The 17,529-nt window shown below is 42.6% G+C and carries 13 protein-coding genes; 8 read left to right on the top strand and 5 right to left on the bottom strand.

Going from position 1 to position 17,529, the window contains the following annotated elements:
• Window positions 1-76: 76 nt before the first annotated feature.
• From NT178_15085 to NT178_15075, 3 genes are all read right to left on the bottom strand, one after another.
• Window positions 77-3,166, bottom strand: a complete 3,090-nt coding sequence (locus NT178_15085) for a CHAT domain-containing protein (GenBank protein ID MCX5813852.1) — start codon at window positions 3,164-3,166, stop codon at window positions 77-79.
• 475 nt (window positions 3,167-3,641) lie between these two features.
• Window positions 3,642-5,621 carry an ATP-dependent helicase gene (locus tag NT178_15080; GenBank protein MCX5813851.1) on the bottom strand — a complete coding sequence of 660 codons (1,980 nt, stop codon included), beginning with the start codon at window positions 5,619-5,621 and terminating at the stop codon, window positions 3,642-3,644.
• Between the two features lie 160 nt (window positions 5,622-5,781).
• Entirely contained in the window at window positions 5,782-6,174 is a 393-nt protein-coding gene (locus NT178_15075) for an EF-hand domain-containing protein (protein MCX5813850.1), read from the bottom strand.
• 155 nt (window positions 6,175-6,329) lie between these two features.
• Between NT178_15075 and NT178_15070 the strand changes: the two genes are divergently transcribed.
• The 6 genes from NT178_15070 (at window position 6,330) to NT178_15045 (ending at window position 11,555) form a co-directional block, all read left to right on the top strand.
• A complete protein-coding gene (locus tag NT178_15070; protein MCX5813849.1) occupies window positions 6,330-6,863 on the top strand; it encodes a hypothetical protein in 534 nt (177 codons plus the stop codon).
• A 114-nt stretch (window positions 6,864-6,977) separates the two neighbouring features.
• Entirely contained in the window at window positions 6,978-7,364 is a 387-nt protein-coding gene (locus NT178_15065) for a YkvA family protein (GenBank protein MCX5813848.1), read from the top strand.
• Between the two features lie 108 nt (window positions 7,365-7,472).
• On the top strand, window positions 7,473-9,158 hold the full coding sequence (locus tag NT178_15060; GenBank protein ID MCX5813847.1) for a hypothetical protein: 1,686 nt from the start codon (window positions 7,473-7,475) through the stop codon (window positions 9,156-9,158).
• Between the two features lie 42 nt (window positions 9,159-9,200).
• On the top strand, window positions 9,201-9,473 hold the full coding sequence (locus NT178_15055) for a hypothetical protein (GenBank protein MCX5813846.1): 273 nt from the start codon (window positions 9,201-9,203) through the stop codon (window positions 9,471-9,473).
• A 90-nt stretch (window positions 9,474-9,563) separates the two neighbouring features.
• Complete coding sequence (locus NT178_15050; protein MCX5813845.1) at window positions 9,564-10,544, top strand: TRC40/GET3/ArsA family transport-energizing ATPase; 981 nt, start codon at window positions 9,564-9,566, stop codon at window positions 10,542-10,544.
• 30 nt (window positions 10,545-10,574) lie between these two features.
• Window positions 10,575-11,555: a TRC40/GET3/ArsA family transport-energizing ATPase gene (locus tag NT178_15045; protein ID MCX5813844.1), complete on the top strand. Its 981-nt coding sequence runs from the start codon at window positions 10,575-10,577 to the stop codon at window positions 11,553-11,555.
• 72 nt (window positions 11,556-11,627) lie between these two features.
• Here NT178_15045 and NT178_15040 read toward each other — a convergent pair whose 3' ends face one another.
• Window positions 11,628-13,160, bottom strand: coding sequence for a response regulator (locus NT178_15040; GenBank protein MCX5813843.1), 1,533 nt, complete (start codon window positions 13,158-13,160; stop codon window positions 11,628-11,630).
• Window positions 13,161-13,435: 275 nt separating this feature from the next.
• Between NT178_15040 and NT178_15035 the strand changes: the two genes are divergently transcribed.
• Together NT178_15035 and NT178_15030 are read left to right on the top strand one after the other, a co-directional pair.
• A complete protein-coding gene (locus NT178_15035) occupies window positions 13,436-14,056 on the top strand; it encodes a thermonuclease family protein (protein MCX5813842.1) in 621 nt (206 codons plus the stop codon).
• Window positions 14,053-15,567: an SH3 domain-containing protein gene (locus NT178_15030; protein ID MCX5813841.1), complete on the top strand. Its 1,515-nt coding sequence runs from the start codon at window positions 14,053-14,055 to the stop codon at window positions 15,565-15,567. Before NT178_15035 ends, NT178_15030 begins: the two co-directional genes overlap by 4 nt.
• A 51-nt stretch (window positions 15,568-15,618) precedes the next feature.
• On the opposite strand, the gene selB is transcribed toward NT178_15030, so the two are convergent.
• The gene (selB, locus tag NT178_15025; protein MCX5813840.1) at window positions 15,619-17,514 is read right to left on the bottom strand and encodes a selenocysteine-specific translation elongation factor; all 1,896 of its coding nucleotides are present in this window, start codon (window positions 17,512-17,514) and stop codon (window positions 15,619-15,621) included.
• Between the last annotated feature and the right edge of the window lie 15 nt (window positions 17,515-17,529).

Genomic DNA, 17,529 nt, shown 5'->3' with positions numbered 1-17,529 from the left:
AGGTGAAAATACAAATGTGAAGAAAAATAAGACAAGGTCGGATTATTATCTGTAACAGCATAAAGTTGATAATCCATCAATCTCCCCCTTCGCCGTACAGGACAAAAGGCGCCCAGAATAGCGGATGGGCATAACTTGCTCCAATTTTTTTGGAGCCAGGGTCGATATATCCAGGGTCATTAATGAGGTCAAGCATCGCCTTCTGGAGTGCCTGTGCACGGGTATGTTCTTTGTGGTTAATCCGATTACGGAAGAGATCTATGGTGAGTTTCTTCGCCGATGTTGTTTCAACAGGATACATTGTTGCAAGGACAGCCCGCGTTCCTGCATAAAAGAATGCCTTTCCAAGCCCGGAGAGAGCCTCGGCGCCGGAACCTTCTGCGGCGCCTGTGTTACAGGCAGATAGAACGATCCAATCAGCATTTAGCTTAAGCTTCATAATGTCGCCCATAGTAAGTAAGCCATCCTCTTTCTTTCCGGTAACGGCAGGAGATGAGAGGGCAAGGGCCGGCTGGTCCAGTCCATCCAGCTCGCCGGGGACAAGTGCATGGGTGGCAAATGCAACAATCTGGCGGTCAGAAAGGTCCATTGTCTTCACCGTGCTTCTCGATGCATTTTTACCTAAAAAGACATCATGGAGAGCATCGGCTTTTAATATTGCGGCAATAGCTTTGAGCTCTTCAGCGGTATCAGGAAGGCGCTGAAGGTTTTCGAGCCGGCTTGAGTTGATCGCAGCGTTATCAAGCCCACCCCTGTTTGTGAGGCGTACGCTCCGTACTTGTACTGCACTGCTTTCTTTCTCAGACATTGCAAACTGATCAAGGCTAAAAATGGGGTCGCCAAATCCGACAAACATCTTCTTGTGTGGTTTACCCATGGGCAAAATGCGAAGGGCGATGAATGAGGATGCAGAGGGCGCCATGGTTATCGATGCATGGCGAATGAACCAGGGGGTTTTTTTGTATTGTTCGAAGGGAATTTTTTCCTGTTCTGTGGATTTAAAAGGCTCTGTGGTGATGACAGCAAGGGGTATCCGGCTAAGCGGTTCATTTACAATAAAGAGCACATTTTGGGCATCTTTCCACCCATCCTTTACCGGGAGAAGAAGTGTACGATATAATTCATATGCAGAGTCAGTGTTGAATAATGGAATATCTTTTAGTGTGAGAGGATTCGAGTCAAGGGATTCCCTCAGCGAAGCAACAATCTTCTCAAGTCCCTTTTGAGATACTGGCACAGAAGCATACCGTACATGGCCTGTCTGGGGAATTGCCCATATATAGGTTCGATTATCTGTAGTATAGATCGAGACCAATGCTTCACGATGATGGAGATGCTTTTGTATTGAAGAGGGGAGAGGAAACTGAGGACTGACAAAATATGCATATTTTTTAGAACGCTTTTTAAGCTCCTCCAGTATGGCAATCCTTGCCTGCCGGAGGGTATTCAGCTTTGCATGGAGGCTCTTGATTAATTGCGGATTCTGCTGGTCAGAAGGCGCCGCGATATTTTCAAGTATTGCCGCCTCTATAACGTCTATCTGTTTCAAAGAGTCCTGTTCCTGGCGGATCATATTGATAATTTCAGGATCTGTTTCTGCCCCCCTTGCACTGCTTGCCAAAAGAGCGTTCTGTACAGTTTGACCGCGCATCATCTCAGAGAGCTTAAACATTAATCCGGCAGCATCAAGCTGAAGTTCCGTCTCAAAATGGGTTCCGTAAATCTTTTCAAGAAGCTGCATATAGTCCTGGATGATAATCTTTACCTGCTGGTTTTTTAGATAACTGCCCTTTTCAGTGCTATACTCCATCAAGGTATCAACAGAACCTGAGAGGTCTTTTACGGCCTGTTCTATATTTCCCATGCGGGAATATGCCATTCCGCGAAGAGCCAGCATCAGGGCGGTATTGAAGTTTCTTTCACCAAGAACTGTTTTTAGATTCTCATATCTGCGCTTTATTAAACTCATTGCCTCTTCGGCATGGCCGGTCATCAAGAGAGAAAGGAGGAGCGACGGATTTTTTGCAAAAATTTTCTCGTAAATGTAATGATTTTCCTGCAAACCTGATTTTATAAGGTTAAACTGTTCCATTGCGCCTTTAAAATCACTTTTAGCGGTAAGCAATACCCCGTAATTACTCCTTATCTGACCCGCTATCCGTGAATCGTTTGAAAATCCGGATGATTCAAGGATATTAACGGCTAAGGAGAACAATTTCTCCGCCTCCTCTATTCTTCCCTGTACGGCAAGACAGGAAGATAGTGAGAGAAGCGAACTGAGTGTCTGTGAAGATTCTTGTCCGCCATGACCGAGCGATGCATTGAGAACATCACGGGTTGCTATCTCGGATTCGAAGAATCGTTCCTGCAAAAACAGATTTCGTGCAAGCCATAATTTCCGGCGAAGTATGGTTCCAGGAGAAGTATCTTCAAATTGAAGCGCCATAGTTCTTCTAATTGTTTCATGAATGTACTGCTCTGCCTCGGCATATTTGCCCTGGGATTCGAGTATTCTTGCTTCTATATCGACTTTCATAATTTCACATAGTTCTGACCTTCTAGCCCTTTTTGCACCCCCTCTGCCAGTCTGTTTTGTCTCACAGCTTTTGATGGCGTCCTGTTTTGTTTTTTTTGCAGCATCAATGTCTCCTGTGAGGGTATAGGCAGATACAAGCATCTGATAACTGGCAATGTAGTTTGATTTTTTAATGTTTTCTTCCAGTAACTGTATGGCACGCCGATATTTACCGGTATCCATCTCTGCAACTGCAAGTCGATGTTTCAAATCCGGATCCATGATCCCTGCCTCTTCGGCATATTGCTCTGCCATGGCACTATCTTCTATTGTCTGATTGTAGCGGCCTAATTGCCATGCGGCAATAGCTCTATCTCTATAAAAGGCTGCCAGACCTTGTTTGCTTTCTCCTGCCGGCGGAACCGAGTCAGCTTTACTTTTAAATTTCATAGTGGCGCTTTTATTAAACTTGCCGGGCTGGTTCAGTATATTGGTTATATCGTCAATGCGCCGTGGCGGGGGTACAAAGACCTCTTCGTCTGTCATAGAAGCGGTTAATTTTTTTGCGTCTTCTAAGGATATTGCTGATGTTGTGGTCCATGCCTGAAGTGTAACTATAATCAGAGTAGATATAAGGAGGATCCTGCCCATGACTTTTAATTATATAATACAAATCCATAAGTAAAGAAATGAATAATATATTTTGTATCGGAGCATTATACAGAAGAGACCTTTGCAAAAACACTATGATGTTCTTTATTGTTATTCCCGCGTAAATGAATAAGTAAAATGAAGCAGGCAGTAATCCCAGGGAGGTGAGATATCCGGTATATTCAATCAATTGATTCCTCGAAGCTCTGCTTAGGGGTAACCATATTCCCTCGCCCCTTGAGGGAGAGGGCAGGGTGAGGGGGAAGAGTCATGTTCCCCATTCCTCTGATACCTCGCAGCTCTGCTGCGGGGAGGTTCAATTACTTTCGCTACCGGTTTTACTGATATGACGGTGTTTATGAAGTTTTGTAAAAGTCTTGGATGATGGTATGAAATTCAGGATAAAGAAGACGATAAATATCCCAGAAATCTCTTATTCCTGGAGACAAACAGGGAGAGCCAGAAAGAGGCGTTGTTACTCCGATACATGCCATTCGTCGTATGTGCTGCCTTTTAATTCCGAGATAAATCTTGAAGGTTTAAGGATGATATGGCCTGCCTGTTTATCGAAAGTCAGAAGTGGATAACACAGATACAATTCGTCCATAGCCCGTGTAGAAGCCACATAGAAAAGCCTTCTTTCTTCCTCATCGTTGCCTTCTTCTATGGCCTTCGGGTTCGGGAATCTCCCTTCAGCACACCATATGAGGAATACTGCTTTCCACTCAAGCCCCTTTGCCTGATGAATGGTGCTTAAGATCATTTTTTCATCATCCATGGCGGCGCTTACAACCTCTTCACCACTGACGCCGCTTAACAGGGATAACTCGCTTAAAAAGGCTTCAAGAGACTGATACTGGGTGGAAAAGTTCATCAGTTGTCCGATATCTTCAAGCCTTGAATCAGAGTTGGGGTAGTTATATTTAAGATATTCCGAATAGCCATGCTTCAGGACAGCGGAGATCATGTCGGATAATGCTTCTTCTTCCAACAGTACGGAAAGTTCATTGAATAGTTTTGACCATATTTCAATGTTTTCCTTTTGTATACCCTTAAAATGTTCAACAATATCCTTTGAGATAAATGAATGAACCGGATCAGGACAGGTTTTGATATATTCATAGATGTGATCTGCAGTTCTGTTGCCTACCCTGGGGAATAGCTTCAACATCCTTTTCCATGAGACTTCATCATATATGTTGTTCATAATCCTTAAAAACGAAACAACATCTTTTATGTGGGCCTGTTCAAAGAAACGCAGTCCGCTTCTTATTTCAAAGGGGATGTCTCTGCGGGTAAGCTCCATCTGCAGCTCCATGGCATGGTAGTGTGCCCTGTAGAGGACAGCTATTTGATTCAGAGGCACGCCCTCGTCTCTCAATTCGAGTACTCTCTGCGCAACAAATTCCGCCTGCTGCATAACATCTCTTAAATGCGTTACAACCGGAATTACGCCGCTGCCCCTTATGCTCTTCAGGTTTTTTAAAAATTGCTTTTTATTTTGCGATATGGAGTCATTTGCAAGCTCCAGTATCTCAGGGGTGCTCCTGTAATTAGTCTCAAGCTTAAACATCCTGGTTTCTTCATATTTTTTCGGAAATTCAAGGATGTTTTGAAAGTTTGCGCCCCTGAAAGAGTAAATACTCTGGGCGTCGTCACCTACAACCATTACGTTTCTGTTTATAAGCCCCATGAAGTCAACGGTCTGTGCCTGTATCCTGTTTGTATCCTGATACTCATCTACGAGAATGTGAGAAAAAACCTGGGCATAATGCGCCCTCAAATGTTCATTTTCCAATAGTATCTTGTGCCAGAAAAAAAGCAGATCATCGAAATCCATTGAATTCGTAACCTTTTTCTTTTCAGTATATTTTTTTTCTACTGCCGATATTTCATCGATTATGTCAATGAAGAAGGGATATCTTTCTTTAATGCATGCTTCTACATTATCCATTGTATTTACGGAATAACTCAGTATCTTTTTTATCAATGTGCTTTTCGGGAATCTCCTTTCCTTTTTGTCTATCTTCAGGTCTTTCACTGCAAGCTCGATCATGTCTTTTGCATCTTCATTGTCGAGGATCGTGAAGTTTTTTTTGAAACCGAGCAGTTCGCAATGTTGTCTTAATATCATATTCCCGATGTGGTGGAACGTACCGCCCCATATATACCTGGTGTCTATTTTTATCAGGTGTTCCACGCGGTGGAGCATTTCCCGTGCAGCCTTGTTGGTAAATGTGAGGAGCAGTATGCTGTTTGGTGACGCTCCCTGTTCGAGAAGTCTTGCAACCCGGTATGTGACAACCCGTGTCTTGCCGCTTCCGGCGCCTGCTATGACAAGAATAGGCCCATTTCCGCACATTACTACATTTAATTGTTCCTCATTCAGTTCTTTTTCATATTCAATAAGGGGTGTTTTCGGTGCAGTATCCCTATGCAGGGTGTATTTTTTCATCGGGTAAATTATGCTTTATACTCTATGCCATGTCAAGAGGGGATTGTATGTGCGTTCCTGCAATATAACTTGGGGCTTGTTGCCCGTAACCACCCGACTTTGCCGGGTTGGCTTCAGGGGTTTGGCTGACGTATTCCTGAAAACCTCATGCGGCTGTTGATTAAAAATAGAATTTTAGAATAGGAAGCGCCCGTTCAGCTTTATACTCAGGCGTGCTGAGTGTACCGTCTTTACTCTTATCAAAAAGTTTGAATCTCTCAAATGCAGCAGCCTTGAATTCTTCTTTGTTTACTTTTCCATCTTTATTTTTGTCCATAAACTTGAATTCTTTGGCTGCATCAGCATCTTTCGCAATATTAAGCTCTTTATAGTCAATAACACCGTCATTATTTTTATCATATTGCTTAAATTTATTATTAACAGCCGTATCAAATTCCTTTTCATCAATTTTGCCGTCTTTGTTTACATCAGCTTTGTCGAATGCGCCATTCGAGGCATATCCATTGCCGGTTATCATAAGTAATATAGCGAATATCAAAGTTATCATTTTCATATTCAGCAGCTCCTTGGTAAACAGTAAACTTTTTGAAAAAAGTTTGCAATATATTTTCCAGTGGATGACTTTACAAAACCATTGCCTAAAACGATAAAATTAACAGGGATCAAAGGCATTGACAGTGGTTCAACAGCAGCGTAAACTTATCCGATATGAACAGGACAAAGGTATGCATTATCGGTTTTACGGCAATCATCCTCGGACTATTCCTGATATGTGAAGCATTCTGTACTACGGAAGGGAAAGATGATAATGACTTTGATGTACAGAAGACAAAAGAATTTATTGTCGGTACAGTGGTTAAGCTCTTTGCAAAGGGCTACATTGCGGTAACTGATATTGACAAAATAAAGGAGACCAATATAGCTAAGCTCAAAAAGATGGATGATCAGGAATTCGCAAACAAGTATACAGCCATTTACAGTGACATGAAGGGGTTGCCACAGGACGTGAAGACCGCTTACGGGATAGATGAGAAAATGGACAGGTCTGCCGCAATAATAAAAATTCAGTCAGCAGGCAAAAAGGATCTGTACACGATTATTGATAGTATCCCCGATACATTCATCACAAAACACTTTGATAGCTATATTGGAGAAAAAGGGTTTGATATGAAGAAACCCCCTTCCAAAAGAGAGATTATGAATTTCTGGAACGATATCAGAAAGAAGCTCGATGCAGAGTAAAAAACCTGTTTCTGACAATGGAATAAATAATACAATATCTTTTAGGACAGGCCGGTAATGTAGGTCTGAAAGGGGTACAATCTCTTCTTAGAGTTCTTAAGGTATAATGTGGACATAAAGTCATGGAAGAAGAAGGCAAAAAGATTACGAAGCGAGGTGCATGCACTCTTCCTGGCTTCAAAAGACCCCAGGGTTCCGTGGTATGCTAAAGCTTTCGCCCTCATTATTATTGCCTATGCCTTAAGCCCTGTTGATCTTATCCCGGATTTTGTACCTATTATAGGTTATCTTGACGATCTTGTATTGATCCCTGCCGGAATCATACTGCTCACGAAAATGATCCCGAAAGAAGTAATGGATGAATGCCGCGAAAGGGCCGGATCTCAACGGAAAATCGCAAAAAGAATCGGATGGATTGCCGGTTCTGTGATTGTTTTTATCTGGTTGCTGATAATATATTTTTTATTTGACTTTGTGGTCTTCCGGATTATAAAAATATAACTATAATCTATAGAATAACTTGAAACTGCTTCACTTTACTTATAATGTCATTAAGGCATGATTGTTTCTGAAGAAACATTGACGTGAAGCTTAAAAGGGGAGGTAAGCATGAACGCAGTTACTGTTCTTGTTATGGGTTTTGTTGTTGCCTTTGTCGGCTATCGTTATTATGCAAAGTATATTGATTCAAAGATTATCAAAGCTGATCCGAAAAGGACGACCCCTGCAAAAATGTACATGGATGGCGTGGAATTTATGCCTACCAGCAAAAATATTCTTTTCGGATATCAGTTCAAGTCTATTGCCGGCGCAGCTCCGATTATCGGGCCCATTATCGCAATCCAGTGGGGTTGGCTTCCCGCGTTGATATGGATACTTGCCGGAGCATTCTTTATCGGCTGGGTTCAGGATTATTCAAGCGCAGCAATATCAATGCGAAATGAAGGTGCTTCTTTCGGAGGGCTAAGCCATAAACTTATTTCACCGAGAGCACGGGTTATCCTTCTCGCATTCATTTATTTCTATCTGCTTCTCATCGCCGGGGCATTCGGCAATGTTGTGGTGAGTACTGCCATCGGGCTTAAGGCAGCTCCTATGGCATGGCTGTTTTTAACTATTGCCGGCGTCCTTGCAGGCCAGATGATTTACCGGTGGAGGAGCGATATTATCCTGACAACCGTTGTTACGGTAGTTATTGCCCTTCTTGGAATATGGCTTGGTACAATCGCTCCTTCCGACAGGATACTCGGTACGGACCTCTCTAACAGCAGGGTCTTATGGGCGATTGCAGCCTTTGTTTTTTGCTATTTTGCAGCAGTGCTTCCCATTTGGAGGTTCGCACTCCCTGTTAATTATGTTGCGTCATACATTGTTTTTCTCGGATTATTTTTCGGGATCATCGGTGTTTTTATCATTCATCCTAATTTCACCCTGCCTGCATATACGGATTTTTCGATAAAGATCGGTCCTCTTTGGCCCATTATGTTTGTTACCATCGCCTGCGGAGCTGTTTCCGGATGGCACAGCATCGTATCAAGTTCCGGGACTGCGAGGCAACTTGAAAACGAGTTGGATGCACGGCCTGTCACTGCCGGGGTTATGTTTGTCGAAATGATGCTTGCATTATTTGCACTTATTATTGCCGGAACTATTTATGCGTCCCCTGCTGAATACGGGGCTGCAATTTCAAAGGGACCTGGAGTCATCTTTGCGGGAGGGGTCGCGAAATTCATGGGCGCCCTCGGGATGCCTTTAAATCTGGGCAATTCCTATGGCAGCGTTATGATGGTTGTTCTGGCCGTTACTATTATGCAGCTTGTTATTCGCTTTATGAGAGTGGCAACTTCGGAATTGTTAAGCGACATAAGTCCTGTATTCAGAAATGCCCATGTGGGAACCTTCATAGCATGTGCCCTCGGCATGATACTTGTCTTAACAGGGTGGTGGCAATATTTATGGGTTCTCTTTGGAGGGGCAAACCAGCTTATGGCTTCCCTTGCGCTTTTACTGGTAACGGCCTGGTTAATGTCTGAAGGCAAACCTGCCGCATGGACATTCTATCCGATGATCTTTATGTTTATTACAACCATTGCAGCACTTCTTTACACATCTTACAGCCTGCTGCAGAAGGTTATTTCAGGGAAGGTAACGGGAGAGGCTCTTGTAGGCAACACCCTCATGGGGCTTGTCGGTCTTTTTCTTGTTGTTGCAGCCCTGATTCTTGGTGTGGAAGGCATTAAAGCGTTGAACCGGTACAGGCTAATAAAAGCCCGGGCAATATCAGCAAAGGCATAGTATCAATTATGGATTCTAAAAATTAATAGAGGAGATGGCACCATGAGCGATGATGAAAAAAAGAAAGGCGGTTTCTTTCAGGCTGTTAAAGAATTTGTATACGGGGTGGCTGCACATGACTCGGCGAGATTTGCACTGAAAACACGGGCAAGCATGGAGCATCTTTTCATACTTATTACCATGGGCGATATGCTTGGTGTTCCTATTCTGCCGCCATATTATTCTCTGAGACTGCTTCCCTATGTTGTTCCCCAGATTTCAACCTGGAAGAGAAGAATGTTGAGGGAAAAAGATTTAACCGACGCACTGGCTTAAAATAGTGGCTCCATGTTTGAAGTGAAGAGTTTCAGTTGATAAATCTGAAATTCTAATTTTTACATTCTAAATCCTAAATTAATAAAGGGGGTGGTTCCCATTTCGCTAACAAAGATATTTGAACAGTACCCGGACAGACGTTACATTATGTTCGGCGGCAAGGGCGGCCTCGGCAAGACAACATTTTCTGCTGCAACTGCCTATTATCTGGCAAAACAGGGTAAGCGCGTTCTTGTTTTTTCTGTTGATCCTCAAGCTTCGTTAAGTGATATTTTCCAGAAGGACATTTTTGGAAAAGGCCCCACAGAGATCATGCCGAACCTCTATGCGCAGGAAATAGACGCAGACCAGCGTGTAAAGGAATATCAGCAGGAAATCAGGCAGAAAATACTCGATATGTACGGTATGGACAAGATCCCTGAAGAGATTGAAAGCTATATACAGGCGGCAGCGGCAGAACCGGCTATGGAAGAGAGCGCCATTTTCGACGAGGTTGTGGATATTGTAGTAAAGGGCGGTTTTGACTACTACATATATGACCTTGTGCCCTTGGGTCATGCATTATATTATCTCAGTATGGCATCTGTTTATGACGAATGGATTGATAAGATTACCGGCCTCCGCCAGGAGATGCGTGAATATGACCAGGTAGCTGCCGTAATGCGTCACGAGAAAAATGCAGAGGAAGATGCCATATTGAATGAACTGCTATATATCAAAGACCGTATTAACAAATCATCGGGGATACTTACCGATAAAGAGCGGACAGCGTTTTTTTTCGTGGTAACTGCCGAGGAGATGGTAATTAATGATACCTTGAAGGCCGCGGGTCTTTTCGCGAAATTCGATGTGCCTTTAAGCGGTTACATTGTGAACCGTGTTTTGCCGGAGGAACTGAAAAATCAACAGATTCCTGAGTATCTGAAAAATCGTCTCACCATGCAGGAACATTACCTGAAGGTTATTGACGATACCTTTAAAAACCAGATTCTTGCCTATGTGCCTGAGATGGAGCGTGATGTGACAGGTTTGCAGATGATTGAAAAGCTGGCAGAACGCATGTTTGACTAAGCCCGAAAACAGGCAATAAGGAGCCTCAAAATGGATCAAATAACAACGAGCATGACCAAATATATGAAGGACCACCCGAACTTGAAGTATATATTTTTTGGCGGCAAAGGAGGGGTAGGGAAGACGGTTATGGCAGGGGCTGCTGCGCTTTGGGCAGCTAAACAGGGGAAAAAGACGCTTCTTGCCTCTACCAATCCTGTCCATAGTCTCTCAAACTTATTTGGACAGGACGTTTTCGGGAAGGCTGTGAACGTATGCGACGAGAAACTCTGCTATGCCTTTGAGATTGACACACACGATACGATTGAACGGTCAAAAAATGAAATCCGTGAAAAAATCAACTGGTTTTTAAGATTTGCAGACCTTTCGACAAAGGCAGATGAATTTGTAGAGTCTGCCACTATGAACCCTGCCTTCGAAGAATCTGCCATGTTTGAAAATATGACGGATATTATGTTTAAAGACGAATATGATTTCTATGTCTTTGATACCGCGCCTACTGCAAATGCAAGGCGACTACTTGGCATGTCGAAGGTCTATTCTCTATGGGTTGAAAAGATGCTGAAAAGCAGGGATGAAGCAACAACATTGAGGGAAGCCCTTTCATTTTCAAAGAAAAAAGAGAAAGATCCGCTTATGGATTATCTCTTAAGTTTTAAAGAACGGATGGCAAAGGCGCAAAGTCTCCTGACAGACAATAACCTCACCGCCTTCTTTTTTGCTACTCTGCCTGAAGCCCTTCCAATAGCTGTTATTACGAGGTTTATCAACTGGTTCTACGAGTTCGGCATCCCTGTCGGCGGTGTGCTGGTTAATGGTATTATCCAGAAAGATCAGGTAGCAGCAAATGCTGCAGAGTTTGTGCGTAACCGTGTTAAGATGCAGGATGAGCATATGGCTACAATCTGGAATATATTCGGAGACAGGGTAAGGGCGGTTGTGCCGTTATTTGAAACCGAGGTAAAAGGGACTCACATGCTGAACCGGCTGATGGGGAACATGTTTACATAAAGATAACGATTGATTAAAGGGTTGTTGCCCACAAATCTATACGGTTATCAAAACTTTTCTCTTGTTTCCGTATCAGTTTGTCGGGGGTTTTTTCAACTCAGTCTTTATTGCAAGGCCGATTTTATCAATTTGATAGGGTTTTTTGACATATTCCCCGACTCCCAGCCGTAGGGCATCCTTCACGTGGTCTGTTTCAGAGAAACCGCTTACAATAATGGCTTTCTGGCCAGGATGAATTTTTAGTATTTCCTTATAGGTTTCAAGTCCGTCCATACCCGGATACATAATCATATCGATCAATATCAGGTCCACGGAATGACCTTTCAGGTATTCTATCGCTTCTTCACCGCTTGGAACAGTTGCGGGAGAGTAGCCAAGACTGGTGAGTATTTTTGCGGCAATCTCTCTCTGGTCTTCCATATCGTCGATAACCAGAATCTTTTCTCCCTGACCAATGAGTTCTTGAATAGATATCGCATGATCTTTGCCTTCCTGTGCCTGGCGGGTAACAGGGAAGTAGAGGGTAAAAGTTGTTCCTTTTTCCATAACGCTATCTACACTGATATATCCTTCGTGGTCTTTAACTGTTCCCCACACCAGAGTTAACCCGAGTCCTGTTCCGCTTATTCCCATAACTTTTTTTGTAAAAAATGGTTCAAATATCCTTTCACTGTGTTCAGGAGGGATTCCTGTCCCGGTATCGGAGACAATTAAAGTTACATAATCCCCTTGTTTTATGTAGTCGTAGCCTTTAACAGGCCTGTCCATGTGCCGGTTGCCGGTAGCGATGGAGATAACTCCACCGGCAGGCATACTTTCAACAGCATTTGACAGGAGGTTTGTTAATGTTTTCAGAAGATGACCCGGTGAGCCCAGAATATTCAGGAGATGCTTATCGAGATGTTCCTCAACCTGTATATCCGGATGTTGTTTAAGCATATTTTGATGTTCCGGGGTTGCCAGGTATTCAGAAATGATTTCATTCAGATTCAATGGCTCTTTAGTAACGACCCCTCTTCTTGTCAGGGCGAGAAGGTCCTGTACAATTGCGGCAGCCCTCTCTCCCGAGTTTTTAATCGTCAGGAGAGGCTTGCGCATGGGGCTGTCCGGAGGCAACTGCATTATGAGGAAATCCGGATAGGTCACAAGGCCGCCAAGGATATTGTTGAGATCGTGCGCCACACCGCCAGCAAGCATGCCTACGACTTCCATTTTCTTTGCACGTATAAGCAATGCTTCCATCTGGTTTCGCTCCTCTTCCATTCTCTTTCGCTCTTCTATCTCCTCTCTCAACAGTTCGTTTGTATTTGTAAGTTCCCTTGTCCGCTCCGCCACTTTTTTTTCAAGTTCCTCCTGTGCCTTTAAGAGGTCTGCTCTTGCCTGATAGAGTAAATTAACTATCCTCAAAAGAATAATGCAAACAGGGGGCGCAATAAAGGCAGGAATAATAAGGGATGCGAAAATGTCAACAGGGCGGACAGTGTAGCCACCAGCAAAAAAGGCGATGATAAAGAATAAAAGAAGAGAAACGAGGACGCAAAGAACGCTCATAAAAAATGCACTTTTTGCAATGCCGAATCGTGTTATTAGTCCGTAAATTATCATTTATCCCCTCTATGTTTGTATTTATACCAGGGACAAAAGCAAGTATAAAAAGAAAGATCTATTTATTTCTCATCGCAACATACATGGTTGTTTGAAAAGCCGACATGCATCATTTTCCGGCAAATAACTATTTTTTGCAAGATATTTTTGTAGTGAACCGCAAATAAATGTTTTACAGCAATATTAACAAAGATGAAGGGATTTTCAGGTGAAAACCGGTTTTGAGCAGACTTTTGTTGTTTAACATGAAAGCAAAATATTGTAGAATCGTTTTTATGAAAAAAATTGGAGCCCTTGCAATACTACTTTGCTTGATAATGGTTTTAGCAGGATATTCCTTTGCCAAGGAATATGTGGTAAATAAAATTATTGACGGAGATACGGTTCAGTTGGATACAGGCGAAATCGTCAGGTATTTGGGGATAGATACGCCTGAGTTGTTTATAAAGGGAGGCGGAGCTGAATTTTATGCAAGAGAGGCTGCAAGGTACAATAAAAAGCTTGTTTTTATGAAGAAAATAAAGCTTGAATTTGATGCTGAAAGAAAAGATCATTACGGAAGACTGCTTGCTTATGTTTTTGTAAAGAATTTATTTGTAAATGCCGAGCTTGTAAGACTCGGTTATGCAAAAGTAATGATTAAGCCGCCCAATACAAAATATAGTGATCTGCTTTTAAATCACCAGAAGAAAGCAATGAATGAGGAAAGAGGACTGTGGCAGGAGAAAAAGAGGGAGACAGAAGCTTCCTATGTAGGAAATAAAAGGACATATTCTCTGCACAGGCCTTCATGCACATTAGCGGACAAAATGTCCGCCAAAAATAAAATTGTTTTCCGAAGCCGTTTTGATGCAATAAAAATAGGGTATTCTCCCTGCAAGCAATGCCAGCCATGAGTGAAAATTACATAGAGTATTGGGGACTGAAACAGCATCCATTCCTTTTAGCGCCTGACAGCAATATGATGCATATGGCCGGACAGTATTACGAATGCCTTGAACGGTTGAAATATGCAGTAAACACAAACAAGGGCGGTGCGCTCGTAGTATCGGAGGATGCCGGGCTTGGAAAGACGACCATTCTTTTAAAACTTATTAACGAAATGAAAGGATTATATGGCGATGCATTTAAATATGCCTTTGTTGACCACCCGACCTTAACATCTAATCAATTAATAGCCTATATAGCAGGATGTTTCACCGATTCCACGCCTGACGAAGAGAACAAGCCAAGAAACCTGACGATTGATTTTATCCATAACAGAATGCAGATTGTTTCCGATTTAAGTCATAACCAGGATAAGCTGAAGAATCTTATGATCTTAAAAGAAGCTCTCATTGAGATAAAGCAACAAGGCGGTAAAAGCATCATAATTGTTGATGAGGGTCAGATGTTATGCGGGGCGCAGGATATATTACAGGAACTGAGGATTCTTATAAACCTTACATACAACAACGAATATCTGCATACATTCATTCTTTCCGGGCAGAGACCGCTGTGGAACGAAGTTAAATCCATACCGGAATTCTGGCAAAGATTACCTGTGAGATATTACTTTGTTCCTTTGCAGCTTAAAGAAACAAGGGATCTTATTAAACACAGGCTTATGAGAGCCGGCCTCAACGATGAAAGGGAAATTTTTACCGATGATGCCCTGGAAATTATTCAGAGATATTCCATGGGCTCTCCGAGAACGATCATTGCCATGTCGGATCTTTCTTTGTTGATAGGTTTTACCGACCGTTCAAGCAAGATTGGTTTTAAGGAGATGTCAAAGGTTATAAATGCAATGTCAGGCAAGGGAGAAAGCCTCGCGTATATTAATGAGGGAGAGACAAAAAAGGAACCTGTATCGGATAGTTCTGCCGGACTTAATGAGAGAAAGGAAATTGTAGAAAAAAAGATACCCAACGTCGCCCCTGTAAGCCTGAAGGAAGATGTGAAATATGAGACAAAAATAGACCATGTAAGACCATTTTTTGCTGTGCTGGCTGTTCTATTCGTAATAATCGCCGGTTTTGCTGCAGGTTATTATTTTACTTTTGGTGGGAAAGAGGCCGGCAGCATGGCGCCGGTAAAAAAGGAAGTTACGATTAAGGCTGATGATAAACCGGCACAGGAAACACAGGAAAACAAGGCACAACAGGCAGAGCCGGCAAAGCGTGAAGAGTCGCCGCAGGTTGAAAGTCCAAGGAAACATGAAAGAGAGGCCTCAATCAAAGCAAGCAGTGCGAATGTAAGAAGCGCGCCTGATATTAATGCTGCAAGAATAGGTTTGATTTTTGAAGGCGAAACGGTAAAGATTATTGACGAAAAAACGGATAGTGCCGGAAAGAGATGGTACAGTTTTCATTTATACGGCAATAAAGATGGCTGGATATCGGAAGCTGTGGTGTCAGTCAGATAGATTTTAACGGATAAGCCCAGCGGGCAACCACCGGCTTTAGCCGGTAGCGGGTCAGTTCCGCAAAACCCTCTTATCACCCACCCTTATTGTCAGTTTGATTTCGTCAAGATATTCAAGTATCGGTATCATATATTTTCTTGATATATCAAAAAATGATCTGAAATCTACAGGCGTCATCTCTTTTTTTTCTTTTAAATGTGTGACTACCTTTACCTTTATAGTCTCCATAACATCATTGTGGAAGTAGAGTTCTCCTTTTACTTTTATTACCTTACCCCTGTATGTCAATTTTTCCATGATGTCTTTTATCTGATTTTCACTTTTCTTCAGTTCAATGGAGAGTTCTTTTAATGCAGGAGGTGTAGGGCCTGCGCTAAAAAGCATTTTTAATATGTTGTTTTCAAGGCGTTCAACTTCTGTGTCAATCGATTTTCCGGTATTTTTTGCCCTTACTTTATCTTTTTCGGTTTCAACTACCCCTTCATTAATACATTCATCCAGGGCTGTCTGAAATACCTGGGGTTCAACAGCAGGCAGTCTCATACGCAATTCTTCTTTTGATATACCTATTTTTAAAGGGTTCTTTTCGTGAAAATCGGCGAGTATCTGTTTGAGGCTTTTTTTGTAGCCTGTGAAATAATCCATATGTACTATTGTTTTTCCGATAGATTTTATTTTGCCGAGTTGTGTTAACGTTTCCACTATATTTACAGCATAAGGTGCATCTTTGCCTATAAATACGGGAAGCAATGATCTGTCAATGCCTTTATACCCGCCTTTCAGAATATGGTATTCGGCTTTGTCATTGTAAGTGCCTTCTTTCAAGAGACTGTACAGGGAATCCAGTTCTGCGGCCTTCCGTTTATGTTTTGTCGGTGCAATATCAAGAATCTTTCCGCCGCCGATGGTCTGAATCATGTATGAACCACGGATAATAAACCTGTCATCAGGCAGAGAAACGACCGGATTTGAAAAAACAAACTGGGCAAAAGCCTCCTCGCCCGGTTCAATAGTATCTTTGTCTAATAAGATCAGCCTTCCTTCTTCCTGGGTTGTGGCTATATGGAACCTTAAAATTGTGTCGGTTTTTATGGGGTTGAAGGGGAGTTTCAAATATTTTAATGATACATCTATCCTGTTGGATAATGCTAAGGTGCCCGGCCTGCCGATGATGGTTCCTCTGTCTATGTCCTGTTTCTCAACACCCTGCAAGTTTAAAGCGACCCTTTCCCCTGCAATTGCCTCTGCTGTATCTTCATGGTATGTCTGGATATTCCTTATTTTTGCCCGTTTGTTTAGAGGATATATCTCAATCTCTTCACCTGTTTTGATGGAGCCTGAGATGCATGTTCCCGTTACTATTGTGCCGAGCCCTTTTAAAGTAAAAACCCTGTCCACAGGTAATCTGAATATGCCTCTGCCGGACCGTTCCTGTATTTCAACGGCAATTTCTTTAATTGCGTTTTTTAGCTGTTCCAGGTTTTCACCTGTAGTTGAAGATACGGGTATAACAGTTGCGCCTTCGAGCAGTCTCCCTTTAAGCAGGTCCTGCACATCTTCGGTAACAAGCTCCACCATAACATCATCAACAAGGTCTTTTTTGGTAATTACGACGATGCCCTTCGACAATCCGAGGAGTTCGCAAATATCTATGTGTTCTCTTGTCTGGGGCATTACTCCTTCATCTGCTGCAACTATAAGGAGCACCATGTCAATACCCCAGGCCCCTGCAACCATGTGTCTGATAAACTTTTCATGCCCTGGTACATCAACTATGCCGAGGAGTAAATCGTTGCCGAACTTGTAATGTGCAAAGCCGAGTTCCGTGGTAATACCCCTGTCTTTTTCCTCTTTCAACCTGTCGCAGTCGATGCCTGTAATGGCTTTGATAAGGGTGGTTTTACCGTGATCTATATGTCCGGCTGTGCCGACTACTATTTTTTTCATAAGCAATTGTCTAAC

It is taken from the genome of Pseudomonadota bacterium (assembly GCA_026388255.1).
Lineage (GTDB): Bacteria > Desulfobacterota > Syntrophorhabdia > Syntrophorhabdales > Syntrophorhabdaceae > JAPLKB01.
This window is presented reverse-complemented; position numbering and strand designations above follow the sequence as displayed.